This window comes from Altererythrobacter sp. TH136 (assembly GCF_007065885.1).
Classification (GTDB): Bacteria; Pseudomonadota; Alphaproteobacteria; order Sphingomonadales; family Sphingomonadaceae; genus Tsuneonella.
This window is the reverse complement of record NZ_CP041409.1, coordinates 389,126-404,277: the sequence shown is the minus strand read 5'-3', so window position 1 is coordinate 404,277 and position 15,152 is coordinate 389,126. Positions and strand designations below refer to the sequence as shown.

At 62.2% G+C, this 15,152-nt stretch carries 18 protein-coding genes; 11 read left to right on the top strand and 7 right to left on the bottom strand.

What is annotated here, in order from left to right:
* The first annotated feature begins 54 nt into the window (after positions 1–54).
* The 3 genes from tpiA (at position 55) to C0V74_RS02010 (ending at position 2,979) form a co-directional block, all read left to right on the top strand.
* Positions 55–819: a triose-phosphate isomerase gene (gene tpiA, locus C0V74_RS02020; protein ID WP_143250401.1), complete on the top strand. Its 765-nt coding sequence runs from the start codon at positions 55–57 to the stop codon at positions 817–819.
* Between the two features lie 69 nt (positions 820–888).
* The gene (secG, locus tag C0V74_RS02015; protein ID WP_131625652.1) at positions 889–1,254 is read left to right on the top strand and encodes a preprotein translocase subunit SecG; all 366 of its coding nucleotides are present in this window, start codon (positions 889–891) and stop codon (positions 1,252–1,254) included.
* Positions 1,255–1,347: 93 nt separating this feature from the next.
* Positions 1,348–2,979, top strand: coding sequence for a CTP synthase (locus C0V74_RS02010; protein ID WP_131625653.1), 1,632 nt, complete (start codon positions 1,348–1,350; stop codon positions 2,977–2,979).
* A gap of 120 nt (positions 2,980–3,099) precedes the next feature.
* On the opposite strand, the gene C0V74_RS13210 is transcribed toward C0V74_RS02010, so the two are convergent.
* Positions 3,100–3,225, bottom strand: coding sequence for a hypothetical protein (locus C0V74_RS13210; protein WP_282595928.1), 126 nt, complete (start codon positions 3,223–3,225; stop codon positions 3,100–3,102).
* A gap of 61 nt (positions 3,226–3,286) precedes the next feature.
* Positions 3,287–3,760, bottom strand: coding sequence for an Hsp20 family protein (locus tag C0V74_RS02005; protein WP_143250400.1), 474 nt, complete (start codon positions 3,758–3,760; stop codon positions 3,287–3,289).
* A 168-nt stretch (positions 3,761–3,928) separates the two neighbouring features.
* Between C0V74_RS02005 and grxC the strand changes: the two genes are divergently transcribed.
* From grxC to C0V74_RS01990, 3 genes are read left to right on the top strand one after another with little or no spacing between them, the layout of a single operon-like run.
* Complete coding sequence (gene grxC / locus C0V74_RS02000; protein ID WP_143250399.1) at positions 3,929–4,195, top strand: glutaredoxin 3; 267 nt, start codon at positions 3,929–3,931, stop codon at positions 4,193–4,195.
* Positions 4,192–5,007 (top strand): carbon-nitrogen hydrolase family protein, encoded by an 816-nt coding sequence (locus C0V74_RS01995; protein ID WP_143250398.1) that lies wholly within the window; start codon positions 4,192–4,194, stop codon positions 5,005–5,007. The genes grxC and C0V74_RS01995 overlap by 4 nt, the downstream gene beginning before the upstream one ends.
* 6 nt (positions 5,008–5,013) lie before the next feature.
* On the top strand, positions 5,014–5,463 hold the full coding sequence (locus tag C0V74_RS01990; RefSeq protein ID WP_143250397.1) for a DUF1178 family protein: 450 nt from the start codon (positions 5,014–5,016) through the stop codon (positions 5,461–5,463).
* 159 nt (positions 5,464–5,622) lie between these two features.
* Here the strand turns inward: C0V74_RS01990 and C0V74_RS01985 are convergent, their stop codons facing one another.
* Both C0V74_RS01985 and C0V74_RS01980 read right to left on the bottom strand, forming a co-directional pair.
* A complete protein-coding gene (locus tag C0V74_RS01985; RefSeq protein WP_143252121.1) occupies positions 5,623–7,803 on the bottom strand; it encodes a DUF305 domain-containing protein in 2,181 nt (726 codons plus the stop codon).
* A 174-nt stretch (positions 7,804–7,977) separates the two neighbouring features.
* Positions 7,978–9,039, bottom strand: a complete 1,062-nt coding sequence (locus C0V74_RS01980; RefSeq protein WP_143250396.1) for a class I SAM-dependent methyltransferase — start codon at positions 9,037–9,039, stop codon at positions 7,978–7,980.
* 490 nt (positions 9,040–9,529) lie between these two features.
* Here C0V74_RS01980 and C0V74_RS01975 point away from each other — a divergent pair, with 490 nt between their 5' ends.
* Positions 9,530–9,976, top strand: coding sequence for a DUF6766 family protein (locus tag C0V74_RS01975; RefSeq protein ID WP_246844926.1), 447 nt, complete (start codon positions 9,530–9,532; stop codon positions 9,974–9,976).
* Complete coding sequence (locus tag C0V74_RS01970) at positions 9,973–12,147, top strand: hypothetical protein (RefSeq protein ID WP_143250395.1); 2,175 nt, start codon at positions 9,973–9,975, stop codon at positions 12,145–12,147. The genes C0V74_RS01975 and C0V74_RS01970 overlap by 4 nt, the downstream gene beginning before the upstream one ends.
* Before the next feature lie 58 nt (positions 12,148–12,205).
* On the opposite strand, the gene C0V74_RS01965 is transcribed toward C0V74_RS01970, so the two are convergent.
* Positions 12,206–12,457 (bottom strand): DUF3253 domain-containing protein, encoded by a 252-nt coding sequence (locus C0V74_RS01965; RefSeq protein WP_143250394.1) that lies wholly within the window; start codon positions 12,455–12,457, stop codon positions 12,206–12,208.
* Positions 12,458–12,459: 2 nt separating this feature from the next.
* Positions 12,460–12,732 (bottom strand): UvrB/UvrC motif-containing protein, encoded by a 273-nt coding sequence (locus tag C0V74_RS01960; RefSeq protein ID WP_143250393.1) that lies wholly within the window; start codon positions 12,730–12,732, stop codon positions 12,460–12,462.
* Positions 12,733–13,140: 408 nt separating this feature from the next.
* Here C0V74_RS01960 and C0V74_RS13205 point away from each other — a divergent pair, with 408 nt between their 5' ends.
* Together C0V74_RS13205 and C0V74_RS01955 are read left to right on the top strand one after the other, a co-directional pair.
* Entirely contained in the window at positions 13,141–13,275 is a 135-nt protein-coding gene (locus tag C0V74_RS13205; protein WP_282595927.1) for a hypothetical protein, read from the top strand.
* Between the two features lie 3 nt (positions 13,276–13,278).
* Entirely contained in the window at positions 13,279–13,461 is a 183-nt protein-coding gene (locus tag C0V74_RS01955; RefSeq protein WP_143250392.1) for a hypothetical protein, read from the top strand.
* Between the two features lie 358 nt (positions 13,462–13,819).
* Here C0V74_RS01955 and C0V74_RS01950 read toward each other — a convergent pair whose 3' ends face one another.
* Complete coding sequence (locus C0V74_RS01950) at positions 13,820–14,554, bottom strand: Crp/Fnr family transcriptional regulator (protein ID WP_246844925.1); 735 nt, start codon at positions 14,552–14,554, stop codon at positions 13,820–13,822.
* A gap of 217 nt (positions 14,555–14,771) precedes the next feature.
* Here C0V74_RS01950 and C0V74_RS01945 point away from each other — a divergent pair, with 217 nt between their 5' ends.
* Positions 14,772–15,005: a hypothetical protein gene (locus C0V74_RS01945; RefSeq protein WP_131623095.1), complete on the top strand. Its 234-nt coding sequence runs from the start codon at positions 14,772–14,774 to the stop codon at positions 15,003–15,005.
* Positions 15,006–15,152: the final 147 nt, after the last annotated feature.

The following is a 15,152-nucleotide window of genomic DNA, read 5'->3' as shown; positions in this document are numbered from 1 at the left end:
GCACTATAGGCCGCGCAAACGCCCCTGGCGGCAAATCTCTTGAGGAACTGGTGTATGTCCCTGCGACCCTACGTCGTCGGTAACTGGAAGATGAACGGTACGCGGGCCATGCTCGCCGAAGCGCGCGCGATCGATCGGTCGGCCCAGCGCCTGATGAAGGTCGAGGTGGCGCTGGCCCCGCCGTTCACGTTGCTTCACGCCGTGCACCGGGAAGCGGAGCAGATCGGCGTGGGCGCGCAGGATTGTCACGCATCGCCCGATGGGGCGTTCACCGGGGACGTCTCGGCGGCGATGGTCGCCGATGCCGGCGCCAAGTTCGTGATCCTGGGCCACAGCGAACGGCGTGGCGGCCATGGCGAAAGCGACGAACTGGTCCGCGCCAAGGCGGATGCCGCGCTGGCGGCCGGTCTCAAGCTGATCGTCTGCTGCGGCGAGAGCGAAGCCACGCGCGACGCGGGCGGGGCCGAAACCTTCGTGACCGGTCAATTAGCAGCGTCGCTGCCGGATGCGATCGATGCGGCGTCGGAACGCCTGTCGGTGGCATATGAGCCGATCTGGGCGATCGGCACCGGGCGGACGCCGACCGTCGCCGACATTTCGGCGATGCATCGCGCGATCCGCGCGCTGCTGATCGATCGATACGGCGAGGAGCAGGGCGCGCTCGTGCGGATCCTTTATGGCGGCTCGGTCAAGCCTGATAACGCGCGGGAGCTGCTCGCGGCTGACGAGGTCGGCGGTGCGCTGGTCGGCGGCGCCAGCCTGACTGCGGAAAGCTTTCTGGGGATCGTCATGGCGACGGTGGACTTGCAAGACGCCTGAGGGGCCGCCCTTGCCGTGACTGCCCGCCGCGCCTAAGTCGCGCAGCATAGCCAACCGGAATCTTCGTACATGTCGACGTTCATCTTTCTCCTGGTCGTGCAAGCGATCGTCGCCGCCGCATTGGTGGGGGTCATCCTGGTCCAGCGCTCCGAAGGCGGCGGGCTGGGCATAGGCGGCAGCCCAAGCGGGATGATGAGCGCGCGCGGCGCGGCCGATTTCCTCACCCGCGCAACCCGTTGGCTGGCGATCGTGTTCGTGATCCTGTCGATCATCCTCGCAGCGATCGCTGCCGGGGCGGGCACCGCGGCATCGGTGGAATCGACGCTGGATCGTGCTGCCCCGCTGCCGGCCGCGCCTGATGCCGCCGCTCCTGCCGCGCCGGCACCATCGGCACCCGCCACCACGGACGATCCGCTCGCCGGCGTCGCTGGCTAACGCTTCTGACGACAAGGCAGCTGTGGATTGCGGTTCCCGGCCGCACCAAGCCGCTTGCGCCCACCCTGCACCACCGCTTAAGGCCCAACTCCCATGGCGCGGTATATCTTTATCACCGGCGGCGTGGTCTCCTCGCTCGGCAAAGGTCTCATGGCAGCGAGCCTCGCGGCGCTGCTGCAGGCGCGCGGTTTCCGCGTGCGGATTCGCAAGTTCGATCCGTATCTGAACGTCGATCCCGGCACGATGAGCCCGTATCAGCACGGCGAAGTCTACGTGACCGACGACGGGGCGGAGACCGATCTCGACCTCGGGCATTACGAACGCTTTACCGGCGTGTCGGCGCACCAGGGCGACAACATCACGTCTGGCCGCATCTATCGCGACATCATCGCCAAGGAGCGGCGCGGAGACTATCTCGGCGCGACGGTCCAAGTGATCCCGCACGTCACCGACGCGATCAAGCAGTTCGCGCAGGACGACACCAGTGATCTCGACTTCGTCCTGTGCGAGATCGGCGGCACCGTGGGCGACATCGAGAGCCTGCCGTTCATCGAAGCCTTGCGGCAGCTCAGGAACGAACTGGGCCGCGAGAACACCTGTTCGGTGCACGTGACGCTGGTGCCGTACATCGCGGCGGCGGGTGAGCTGAAGACCAAGCCGACGCAGCACTCGGTTCGCGAAATGACCGGGCTGGGCGTGCAGCCCGACATCCTGCTGTGCCGCTGCGAAAAGCCGCTGCCGGACAGTGAACGCGCCAAGATCGCGCTGTTCTGCAACGTGCGCAAGGAAGCGGTCATTCCCGCGCTCGACGCCTCGAGCATCTATGCAGTGCCGCTGCAGTATCACCGCGAAGGATTGGACAGCGAGGTGCTGCGTCATTTCGGCATGAACGCGCCCGATCCCGAGCTTGCCCGGTGGGACGACATCCTCGACCGCTATGAGCATCCCGAGGGCGAAGTCACGATCGGCGTGGTCGGCAAGTACGTCGGCCTGCCGGATGCCTACAAATCGCTCAACGAAGCGCTGGTCCATGGTGGGATGGCCAACCGGGTCAAGGTCAACATTCGCTGGATCGACGCGGAGCTGTTCGAGGCTGACGACGAAGAGATCGCCGCGCGGCTGGAACCGATGCACGGGATTCTGGTGCCCGGCGGGTTCGGCGAGCGGGGGAGCGAGGGCAAGATCGCCAGCGTCCGTTTCGCCAAGGAACGCAATGTTCCTTTCCTGGGTATCTGCCTTGGCATGCAGATGGCCTGCATCGAAGGCGTGCGCGCGGCCGGCCATGCTGCCGCCAGCTCGACCGAATTCGGCCCGACCGACGAACCGGTGGTCGGCATCATCACCGAGTGGATGAGCAAGGAAGGCCTGCAGCAGCGCAGTGCCGAGGGCGATCTGGGTGGGACGATGCGGTTGGGTGCCTACGATGCGCACCTCACCGGCAACAGCCACGTCAGCACGGTCTATGGCGGCGCCACCACTATCAGCGAACGTCACCGTCACCGGTACGAGGTGAATTCCGCTTATCGCGAAGCGCTGGAGAAGGACGGGATGATCTTTTCCGGCATGTCGCCCGATGGGCTGCTGCCGGAGATTGTCGAGCGGCCGGACCATCCCTGGTTCATCGGCGTGCAGTTCCATCCGGAGCTGAAAAGCAAACCGTTCGACCCGCACCCCCTGTTCGCCGGCTTCGTGGAAGCCGCGTTGAGGCAGGCCCGCCTGGTCTGAAAACCGCGCGGAAATGACACGATCGTCATTTTCTACAAGCGGAGCAGCCAAAAAAAGAATATATGTTGCTTATGTCACGAGAGCCGGTAGGGCGGCGCTCGGGCAAGAGATTGCTTTTTGCTAAGTTTTGGTCGCGATTATCGATTCGGTCGATGCGCTGGCCTGCTGGCAGGGGGCGAACATCTTGGTGCGGATCTGATCGTCTTCTGCGACCCGGACGATCAGCTTCGCCCAAGGCGGCTTCATTGTCGCGGGGGCAGACCGCAAGGTCTGCCCCCAACAACGTCGATCAGTCTGGCAGACGATTTCAGGCCGCGTTGGCTTGGCCACCCTCGTCGTCCTTGACGACTTCCAGGCTTGGCTGGCCGCCCACGATGATCTTTTTGGGCCGCATCGCCTCCGGCACCTCGCGCACCAGGTCGATCGTCAGCAATCCATCTGCAAGATCGGCATTTTCGACCCGCACGTAATCCGCCAGTTCAAAGCGGCGTTCGAACCCGCGGTTGGCAATGCCGAGGTGCAGCACTTCGCCCTGAGTGGTTTCGGGACGTTTCTTGCCCTGGATGACCAGCAGGTTCTGCTGCGCGGTGATGTCGAGATCGCTCGCGCGGAATCCGGCGACGGCGAGAGTTATGCGGTAATCGTCGTCACCGCGGCGCTCGATGTTGAACGGCGGGTAATTATCGCCCGCGTTGTTGCGCACTTGGCTCTCAAGGATGTCGAACAGCTTGTCGAAGCCGACGGTGGTGCGGCGATAGGGGGTGAAATCAAGACGTGACATGAAACAAATCCTCCAATGAGCAATTTGAACCAGATTGACGGACCCACGCGCGTGGCATCCGCCAAGATTGCCTTCCCGCCCGCCATGCGGCACGGGTCGGCAAACAAAATCTAGTTGTCCGAAGCGGCCGTTCAAGGGGTCCGCCGGCAAAGAAAAAAGGGACGATAATTGGCCAGCCCAGACGTCGTGATCTACACCAAGTTCGGCTGTGGTTTCTGCTTTCGCGCCAAGCGGCTGCTGGACTCCAAACGCGTCGAATACACCGAACATGACATCACCATGGGCGGCCCCAAACGTGACGAAATGCTGAGCCGCGCACCCAACGCGCGCACCGTGCCGCAGATTTTCATTGGGGATACGTACGTGGGCGGTTCGGACGATCTCCAGGCGCTCGAGTCCGCCGGAAAGCTCGACGCATTGCTGGCGAACGCGTGACGCGCGTCGCGCTGCTGCAGATGACCGCCGGGATCGACCCGGCGGAGAACGCGCAGACTATTTGGCAGGCCGCGGAACGTGCCGCCGAGGGCGGGGCGGCCATGCTGTTCACGCCAGAGATGAGCGGCCTGCTCGATCGAGATCGGGCGAGGGCCGCCCAGCATATCGTCTCCGAAGGTGATAATCCGGTACTCTCCGCGGCGCAGGGCGCTGCCAGGGAGAATGACCTGTGGATCGCGCTCGGCTCGCTGGCTGTCATCAGGGCCGATGGGCGCTGGGCAAACCGCTCCCTGCTGATCGATACGCAGGGGACGGTCGTGGCCCGCTACGACAAGATCCACATGTTCGACGTCGACCTGGCTAACGGAGAAAGCTGGCGCGAATCCAGCGCTTACGAAGCTGGCCAAGAAGTGGTGTCGGTAAACGAAACGCCCGTCGGGACGCTGGGCCTGACGATTTGTTACGACATCCGTTTTCCAGCTTTGTTCGACACGCTTGGCCGGCGCCAGTGCGATGCGATCGCCATCCCCGCCGCTTTCACCATACCCACTGGCAAGGCGCATTGGCACTTGCTGCAGCGCGCGCGCGCCGTCGAAGCAAGCGCGTACGTCGTTGCCGCGGCGCAAGTCGGCGAGCATGCGGATGGTCGGCATACTTACGGCCACAGCCTGGTAGTCGACCCGTGGGGCGAAATTCTGCTCGACATGGGCGACAGCCCCGGCGTCGGTTTTGCCGACATCGATCCGGCGCGGATCGCTGAAGTCCGCGCGCAGTTGCCCAGCCTTGCCAACAGGCGCGAGATACCGCTGTAGGACGGCATGATTGTATTCGACCTCGCCTGCACGCTCGGCCATCGGTTCGAAGGCTGGTTTGCCTCGTCCAGCGCATTCGCGGACCAGCAAGATCGTGGTCTGATCCTGTGCCCGCACTGTGGCTCGAATGACGTCATGAAGGCACCGATGGCCCCCTCGGTCCCGGCAAAAAGCAATACCCGGCCCACCGCTCAGCAGGCCATGACCGGCACGATCCCGCCCGAACTGGTCAAGGCGATGAAGGCTTTGGCGGACGCTCAGAGCAAGGCGCTGAAACACAGCACCTGGGTGGGCGAGCGGTTCGCGCACGAAAGCCGCGCGATGCATTACGGCGAACGGGACCAGGCGACGATCCACGGACAAGCCACACGCGAGGAAGCGGTCGCGCTAGCGGACGAGGGGATTGCAGTCGTCCCGCTGCCGTTTCCGGTCGCTCCGCCGGACGAGATCAACTGATCGCTGGCGCGGAAAGGGGGGCAGCCGGCATAATGTCACCGACAGGCAGTGAGTTTGCTATCGTCCCCAGTTCGGTCGTCCTGCCGGCACTTTGCAGACCGATCGTTGGTTCACGCCCTTAACGGAGTCAGTATTAAGGGCTTCCCAACACGACAAGAACTAACCTCCCTCGCGACTTGCCGTAGCGCGAGCGACGACATCTGCCGGCCAAGTGACCCGAGTCTGGGTCTGGGGATTGAATACCCCACCCGGGTACTGCGCTGCCTTCGCCGCCGCGATCTCTTCCGCGGTCAGAAAAGCGCTCGGCTCGAGAGCCAATACGTCAATGCCCCGGACGATCTCGGTCGCGTAGATGTGGCCGTTATACCAATACGCTGACCAGTGCCCGCCAGTGACCAGCTGGTCTTTGTCCACCGGCCCGCGGTCGAAGTATGCGATCTCGACCGGGTTCGCGCTGTCGGTGAAATCGATCACGGAAATTCCCCCCTGATACCAAGCCTGCACGAAGATATCGCGCCCTGGCACAGGGATGATGGACCCGTTGTGGGCGACGCAGTTCTCCTTGTCGCTTTGCGGCGCGGGCAGTTTGAACGTCCCGCGCTGGACCAGCTTGCGGTCCACGATGTCGTAGAACGCGTTCGCGCCCCAGTTGACCGGATCGCCCGCTTGGCACCGAGGACGCCCGCCACCGCCCCATTCGTCGGTGAAGAGCACTTTGGTGCCGTCGTTGTTGAAGGTAGCCGAATGCCAGTAAGCAAACCCCTTGTCGGTGACGTCGTCGATGCGCTTCGGCTTCAGCGGATCGGAGATGTCGAAGATGATACCGTTGCCCGAGCAGGCACCTGCGGCAATCTTCTTCGACGGGAACACAGTGATGTCGTGGCACATGTCGGTGCGCTCTGTTTCCTGCGTTCCGTCGCCATGGTCGCCGCCGCGCCACAAACCGGCAATCTGCCCGCCCGTCGCGAATACGCGCGGGCGATCCACGATCCGCGCTGCCGCCGGATCGGCCACCGGAATCTCGATGACATCGATACTGAACAGCGCCGTCTCGTCGCCCGAAGTGTCGAAGCAGCCGGCTAGTTCCTTCTCATCGCGTACGTAGCTGGTGCCAGAGTTGTAGAGCACGATCCGCTTGTCGTCAGCGGAGACAATCGAATGCGTGTGGCTGCCTCGGCAGGTCTGCACCTGCCCCACCTGACGGGGGCGGGTGGCGTCAGAGATGTCAAAGATGCGGATGCCGCGGAAGCGCTCTTGGCTGACTTTCTGATCGACGCCCTGCAGTCCGCAATCTTTCCGCGCGCGGCTGTCTTGCACGCTCATGATCAGCAGCTTGCCGACGATGGAGACGTCGCCCTGGCCACCGGGACAGACCGTGGAACTCACGAGCTGTGGGACACCGTCCGCGCCGAGCCTGTAAGCGTTGAAGCCGTGATAGTTGCCAGCCACCATCAGGTCGCCCGAAAAGGCGATATCGGTATTTGCGAAGTTCAGGAGCGATCCGCGCTCGCTGAAGCTTGGCTTTTCCGGTTCGCCATCCTTCGTAGGCTTGGGCGCATCTCCTTCCTTTTGCGGTTTCACGGGTTGGAGATCAGCCGGGTTTGCGGGGTCGAAAAAACCGGCTGGCCTGGGCAGGGCACTCACCAGCCTCAATCCCTTGATGGCCTGACCTGCGTCTCGCAGACCCGCGGCGAGCGTTGCCCGCGGGTCCTGCGACAGACCAGCGAACACCGCGTTCATCCGGTCGATCTCGGCTTTCTGATCGGTCACCACGTCGTTGGTAAATTCGAACATCACCGGCTCGTAGGCCGTGCCCGGCTGCTCGTGCAGCTTTTCGACCATGTCGACCGCGCCTTCGTGGTGAGCGATCATCAGCTGCAGGAACTGCCGATCGAAGGCTGTGCCCTCGGCCGCGGCGAGCGCGGTCATCTGGGCTGGGCTGGCCATCCCCTTCATCGTATGATGCGCGTGACCCATTCCCGCCATCGCCAGTTCTTCGTTATGGTCTGCAAGCCAGGTCCGCATGAACTTCATCTCGTCCGCCTGACTGGCTTCGATACGGCTTGCGATCTTGAGGACTGCGTCATTGTTGGTCCGCGAACGCGCCAGCCGCGACATCTCCAGCGCTTGATCGTGATGCACAATCATGACTTGCATGAAAGCGACATCGGCCGGCGAATAGCGGGTGTTCGCAAGCGCGATGGCTTGCTCGGCACTGAGTGGACGGGTCATCTCGCCCGGCGCGCCCGGCTGCACGATCGGCGCATCCGCCCCCAGCACCGGCGCTGCGGTGGCGAGCACCAAAAGCGATGCGCCCAACAGACTGCCAACATTGTTCATCGCGCTGCCCTCCTTCTTAGCTTGAGAGGGTTCTGAATGAGTTGCGGCGCAATGAAAAGGCGCCTGCGCGGTTCGGCGTGAACGCTCGTGCGCCTTAACCTGCTGGGCGGTGCGATCTGCAATCGGCCCAAGAGCCAACGGTGTGCAGGCAAGGGCAGTCAAACCCTGCTCAAGTCATGCAGTGATTCCCAACACCATGTTCGTTGCGGTTTCAGCCACCCGCCTGACATTCTTGAAACCGGCTTCGTGACAGACCTTGGTCAGGCGCTTTTCGCCCGCCTGTGCCCCAAGACCGAGACCAACCTCCTGTGAAAGCGAATTGGGCGTGCAGATGGTGCACGAGGCGGCGTAGAAGATCTGGCCTAGCGGGTGCATGTTGTCAGCCATCGTGTCTCCCGCGAGAGGTTCGACGAGCATGAATGTTCCATCAGGAGCGAGGGTCTCGCGGATATGCCGGGCAGCCCCAACGGGATCACCCATGTCGTGCAGCGCATCGAATATGCACGCGAAGTCGTAGCCTTCTCCTGAAAAATCCTGAGCCTTCGCTACCTCGAACTCCACGTTGGTCACGCCAGCCTCCGCAGCCTTCTTCCTGGCCTCCTCGATGGAAGGTGCGTGGTAATCGATGCCACGGATCGTCGAGTTAGGAAAAGCCTGCGCCAAGAGGATCGTCGACGAGCCGTGGCCGCACCCGATGTCGGCTATCTTAGCGCCCGACCTCAGCTTCTCCTCGACGCCATCGAGGGCCGGAATCCAGTTGTCGATCAGGTTAGCTTGATAGCCTGGACGGAAAAACCGATCGGTGCCGCAGAACAGACATGCCGGGTGGTCACTCCAGGGCCGCCCCTGGCCTGAAATGAACGTCTCCGTCGCTTTCTCGTGCTCGGCGAATTGGGATACAACTAGCTGGAAGAAGCCCTGCATGCAGGCGGGCTGACCCTCGCGGGTAAAGACCAGGGCCTGCTCGGGCGTTATCGAGAAGGTCTCATCTTGCGGATGGTGGGTCACGTACCCTGCCCCGCACACCGACCCGAGCCATTCATGGAGATACTTGGCATTGAGGCCGGTCTTCTCCGCGAGCTGCCCCACGCTCATCTGGCCGGCGCCATCCAGCGCCTTGAATACGCCCGCCTGATCGCCGAGGTAGGCCATGAACATGCTCAAGGCACCGGCGACGTCGCCGATGACCTTGCCGACCAATTCGTTGAGTAGTGTTTCGTCGATGCCTTCGTTCATGGGTCCGCCTCCTTTACAGGGTAGGCGACCCGACTCGCTGGATACCTTTAGCACACCGGCTGGTGCAGTGGTAATTAGCTCCGCCGTCCAAGCAGCGTCCGGTTGTCTGAGAAGACCGGACCCCGAACGCTAAGGTCCGCTTTTACGTCCTTCAGATTCGAGCTGCCTCTCTGCTGTCGGCCCAGAAGCCGGCAGGGCCTCCCGCACCGAATCTTACGTTGGATCGGCCATCGCCGTGAGGCGCTTGGCCGCTTCAAGAGTCGCAGTTCCCAGTGGAAAACGTCCGCAATCGGTGGAACGCGGTCGTTCGATGATCCGAGGCTAGCCGCGCCTTACGCATCCTTTCTCTCGCTGCGAGAGCTGAAAGGCTTGTAAGCTAGTGCCGGGGCCCCGGCCGGAGACCGATCTGCAAACAGGCCGAAGCCGACACCGAAACAATCGGGCCACCCAAAGCATTTGCTGTGTAGTTGAGGCTTCAAGGATCGACGCCATGACCGACAAGCAGGAACGCGACGCCGCGCGGCACGGGATAATCGGTAAGTACGCTTATGCCTGGCTCACACTCGCCTTCTTCCTCATTTCCCTCGTCCTGCATTGGTACTTTGGTTGGCAGGCGTACGTTGACGAAGCGCAGGCGCACAGCGAGGCGCCAAAGCTGGCCGAATATCTCAATGAGATGGGCCGCGACACGTTCGAGAACTGGCAATCCGAGTTCCTCCAGTTGTTGTGGCAGGTCGTCGGCCTCGCCTACTTCCTGTACCTCGGCTCGCCTTCCTCAATGGAGGGCGATGACCGGATCGAGGCCAAGCTCGACGCCTTGATCCGCCTCAAGGCGGGCGACGATGGCGAGGCGATCATCCGCGACATCGATCACCGCTTCCTTCGCCATCACGGCCACGCCAAGCCATTGAACTACGAACAGGAGGCACCGCGATGACGACGGTCTCGCTAGCGGTGCGAGAGGCCGGAGAAGCGTTCGACCGCGGGGCCCCGGCGGCCAAGGCGACAAACGGCGACACTGCACTGGAAGCCCGGCAGGTCGGTACGGACCTATGGGTCTCGTTCGAACGCAAGGGCGAGCAAGGCGGGCTCGCATGGCGAGTGGCTCTGCTGAGCGATGATGTGAAGCTGACGCGCGCGGAGGGCGACGCGCTGATCGCGCTCGAAGCGACCAGCGCACTCGGCCGCCATCGCATCACCGTGGAAGCCGACAAATCCGAAGAGGCGATGTTCGTGCTCACCGCCAGCTTCCGCCCAGAGCGCGCGTTGCACATTCCGTTCCTGCCGCGGGACCTGATCGCGGTCGGACCCAAAGGGCGCCCCGACAGGCCCAAGGGCAAGATCGAGGCGAAGCAGCGCCGGCTCAACACCGGCATGTGCTATTTCGAACTCGCCGAACCCGATTTCGGCAAGGTCCTCTACTGGCAGGACCTGACCGCGCTTAACGATTACTTCCTTGCGACCGGCACCAAGCCCGAGAACGCAGTAGGGGGCGAATGGCCTGAGGTCGGCTACCGCCCGCCAACCAACCCCGATGACCCGAAGAGCGCGCTGCCCGCGGGGCACGACACCGTGATCAACCGCGCTTACCTGGTCGTCCGACGCTTCCTCGAGGAGGAAGAGACCACCTCGGCGTGGCAGTTCCTCGACATGCAGGCGGCGGTCTATCGTCGGCTCAACCTGCCTGGCTGGGAATATCACGACTGGATTGAGCGGTCGAACCGCACTCTGCGCGATCTCGCGCGCAGCCCGAAAGCGCGCGTGCGGCATGGCAAGGAAGTCTACTACCACCCCTATACCGCCTCCGAATATCCGGACTCGATGGTGCAGCTCTCGCTTGGCGGGGCGATCCACGAGTGGGGGCGTTGGACCGGGCGCAAGAGCCCGCTCGAGCGTGAGGTGGTCAAGGGCCTGCGAGGCTTCTACGATCCCAAGCTCGGGGCTTTACGCCGTTACCTGCCTGACGTCGGCGACGACAAGGATGCCGACGCGGTCGACAGCTGGTACCTCTACCATCCATTGCGCAACCTCGCCGAACTGGCGCTCGACGGGGATGTGGACGCGAAGGCGCTGTTCTTCGATTGCGTCGACTATGGCATCAAGGCTGCGCAGCACTTCAGTTACAAATGGCCGATCCAGTACAAGATCGACACGTTCGAAGTGATCACTGCGGTCGCCGCCGACGACCGCGGGCAGACCGACGTCGGCGGGATGTACGCCTGGGTCATGTTGCTCGCCTTCGAGCTGTCGAACGAGCAGCGCTTCCTCGACGAGGCGCGCGCGGCGATCGCGGCAGCCGAGGGGATGCGCTTCGATCTCAATTATCAGGCCAACCTCACCGCGTGGGGCGCCACCGCGTGCATCAAACTGTGGCGCGTCACCGGCGACAAGCACTACCTGACGCAGAGCTACGTCTACCTCGCCAGCTTCTTCCAAAACTGCCAGATTTGGGACAGCGAGATCGGGATTGCCAAGGAATATCACAACTTCCTCGGCGTCACCTGCCTGCAGGACGCGCCGTATATGGCGGTCTACGAATGCTTCGACAGTTACGCGGCGTTTGAGCGCTACCTCGATTTTGGCGGACCCGACGTGATCCCCTCGGTCAAATTGCTGGTGGACGAATACTGTCGCTACGCCCTCGACCGTGCGTGGTTCTTCTACCCGGATGCGCTGCCGGAAGACGGGCTCGCGACCGAGAACCGCAACGGCCACATCGACCGCGAACTGTCGTTCCCGGTGGAGGACCTCTATCCCGATGGCCAGCCTGCGGGGCAGGTCGGGCAGGAGATTTACGGCGCCGGCGCGGCAATGGTTTTCGCCACGCGGTCGTTCCACAAGATCGAAGGCGCGCCGATCATGCTCCATTGCGACCGGTTCGTCCGCGCGCTCACGCGGATCGACGAGCGATCCGTCAGCTTTGCTCTCGACGGACCTGCGGGGCTGGACGCGAAAATCTCGCTCTGCGCGACAGGACGCAAGCGACCAAGGATCAAGCCGACGGTGCTCGACGCCCATGGAAACGAACTGGCAAACTCCGGCGAGGGGCCGGGAGTGCTGTGCTGGTTCAAGGTCCCAGCGCAAGGCGTCTACACATTGAGATGGTGAACGCCTTGAGTGGGTCAGATGGCGGCCGTTCTCATGCGAGGAGGGGAAGGGCCGCTCACTACTTGTCGTTCGCTTGGACAATTCGATACGGCCCGCATCGAGCAGAAAGCGACTGGCCCTTCCAGCTTAGGCTGATGCGATTCTGATCGACGAGTTGATCGACCGCGGCATGAATTATCGGCATGGAGGCACGCCAATCTGCCTCTGAGGCTTCGGCTGCAATTCTGCGCGCGGCCTCACTCGGGCATATCGATTCTCCCGACCGGCGTTCGGCAAGCAGAGCGATTATGGCCACGGTCGCGGCGTCCATGTTCACTTCCGCTTCCGTCCCGACGTCTTCAGATCGGGCTTGGGCGGTCGTTTCCAGCCCGGCGGAGGAGCGACCCGCTGTTGGCTCGTACCCAGCCCCATGGCACCTGGCTGCTGGCGAACCAAACCCGACGTGTCCATTCGGGATGCCTCAGCCGGCGACGCGCCGCTCCGCATCAGATTGATGCGGTCACGAAGGCGGCGCGCCTCTTCGAAATCCAAAGCATTCGCCGCTTCTTCCATTCTGCCCTGCAGATCTTCGATAGTGTCGGCCATGACTCATGAACGCGCCAGATCGAGATTCGGCGCTTCGCGCCCACTAGTATCTCTCGGGTGGCAATCACCCAATCCGGAATAAGACTTCGAAAGCGTAACTCGTTGACGCGATAGACTGCTCGCTGATCCCAGATGAGCCGGGGCCGCTCCCGCGCCTGAAGCTTAACGAAACACCATCGGCCGCCACGATCTCGTTGGCTGGCGGAACCACGGGGCGGCCCCTTCTGCTTAATCAAGATTATTGCACACTTGTAGCATGAGAGCTTGGAGCAAGTGGATTGCGCGCCAGCCGACTGAAGGCACAGCACGCAGGACTACATTCCATCGGCAAAACAGTAGCATAGGTGAAGGACTGCTATCCTCAACTCATGCATCTTCATCAGTAGGGAGATACGAGGGAGATCGCTGGTGGAGAAGTGGATCATCGAGGCGGACATTTACCGCTTGAAGAAAGCGCTGCGTGATGAGCCTGCGCCCGAGGTGAGACCCAAGCTGCTCGATCTGCTCTGCAAGAAGGAAAGTCTCTTGGGTCGGATGAGTTAGGAGATGCTGTTTCCTATAGTGTCGATCGTCTTGATGATAATTGTCTTCGGAACCGGAGCCTACCTGCTCGCTGAATGGCTCGTGGTCGAATTCTACGGTCCGTTTACCTCGCAAGGCGAAGACGTGGCGGGCGACCCGCTCGCGCACTCGTATCACCGGCGGGAGCAGCAGGATGGAGATCTTTGATCGCGCCGAACCTACCGTTCCGAGCGGGGTCGGGGGCTTCACTGGTCAAATGCCGGTAGCAACTCGATTAGCTTGGAGGGTGCCATGAAGATTGCGCCTGACCGCGAGCGACATACCTACAGAATTGCACATTCCGGCAGCGACGGAAGGCTCCCAAGGTTCGTCGAGTTTGAAGCGCGAGACGCTGCCTTGGCGTTATTCGAGTCGCGGCAGCTTGCTCCGGCAGAATGCCCCGTCATGATTTCCGAAGACGGCCGCCTACTTGGTACAGTTCAACTCGCGCTGGAAGGTTTCTGGTCAGTGTCGGACACTGTAAGCCGAAAGGACGCGCCATAACTGTTCTGGTGAGTTTCTGGCGCTAGGCCGCCTGATCGAGGTGAAGGTAAAGCTCGTTGAACCCTGCAAGGGTTCGCAGGGCTTGCCAGTCGGGCACTTTCAGGAAGCGACGCTCGCGCGTAATAAATCCGTCGGCTTCGAGCGCCTTGATGGTCCGGTTGACGTGCACCGGCGTCAGCCCGGTAGCATCCGCCAGTTGCTCCTGCGTCATCGGGAACCGGTAGCCGTCTGCTTGTGCAAGCCCGGCGAACTCGAGGCGCCGACCGATCTCGCAGAACAGATGGGCGATGCGCTCTTTGGCTGGCCTTCGCCCGACGTTCAGCACCCACTCCCGGTGGACCGACGCATCGACCAGAGTGTCGACCCACATGGCCAGGGCTACGTTTGGCCGCTCCCGGAGCAATTTACGGATCTCGCGGCACGGGACCATCGCGACCGTGCACCGGGTCAACGTCTGCACGTTGGGATCGGCAACGGTGAGCAACGACCCTTCCAGATCCACGAAGTCGCCGTCGATATGCAGGCTCACGATCTGCCGCGTGCCCTCGACGGTGAGTTTGTGGCGAAACGCGAACCCTTCGAGAATGAGCGTGGATTCTTCCGTCTGCGAACCCTCCCGCACGAGGTACAGGCCTGCCTCGCAGATCCGTTCGCGAAATGGGAGGGCGAACAGCGCCTGCCGATCAGCCTCGTCGAGCGCGGACCGCTTCGCGAACTTAGTGACCATGCCGGTCAGGGTTTCTGGTAATGAGCCCAAGACCCCACTCCTCATAAAGGGCGGGAGCACATCGTTACTCTCAGTCGCCAAAGCCCACATATGTGATCAGCGATGCCGCTGCTTTATCATAAGCAGGCGAATTGTTCCAAACATATGTTATTGAACGAGGCGTAAGCTTTAAGGATTCTTTATATCAATAGTTCCGCCGATTCACCTATCGTTCGGAACCGTAGAGAAGATAGCGCCTTGTTATTCCATGACGACCTTCCGCATTGATATAATCAACGAGCACTTCGACCAGTCAGCAGAACTTGAAGCGCCCGATGTGGTCACGGCCTGGAAAAAGGCCATGCAGAGCACGATAACCATCGCTGCCGATCAAGTGTCTCATGGCAATCCTTTCTTCGGGGCCGAGGTGAAACTTACTGAAGGGAAGAAGCAGATCGGTCGCTACATCGTCTCCGTGGGAGCGACCCCGCTCAAGGACTAGGTCGGCATTGGGTCGCAAGCGGAATGGCTGGCTTTGAGGACGCTACCACCCGAAAGCAGACCGCCAGCTACCGGCCCAGAAGTGGCCGGTCAGGCACGTGCCCAGTGATGGTTGCTCGCTCGACATTCTTCGACCGTGCAAGCGGTC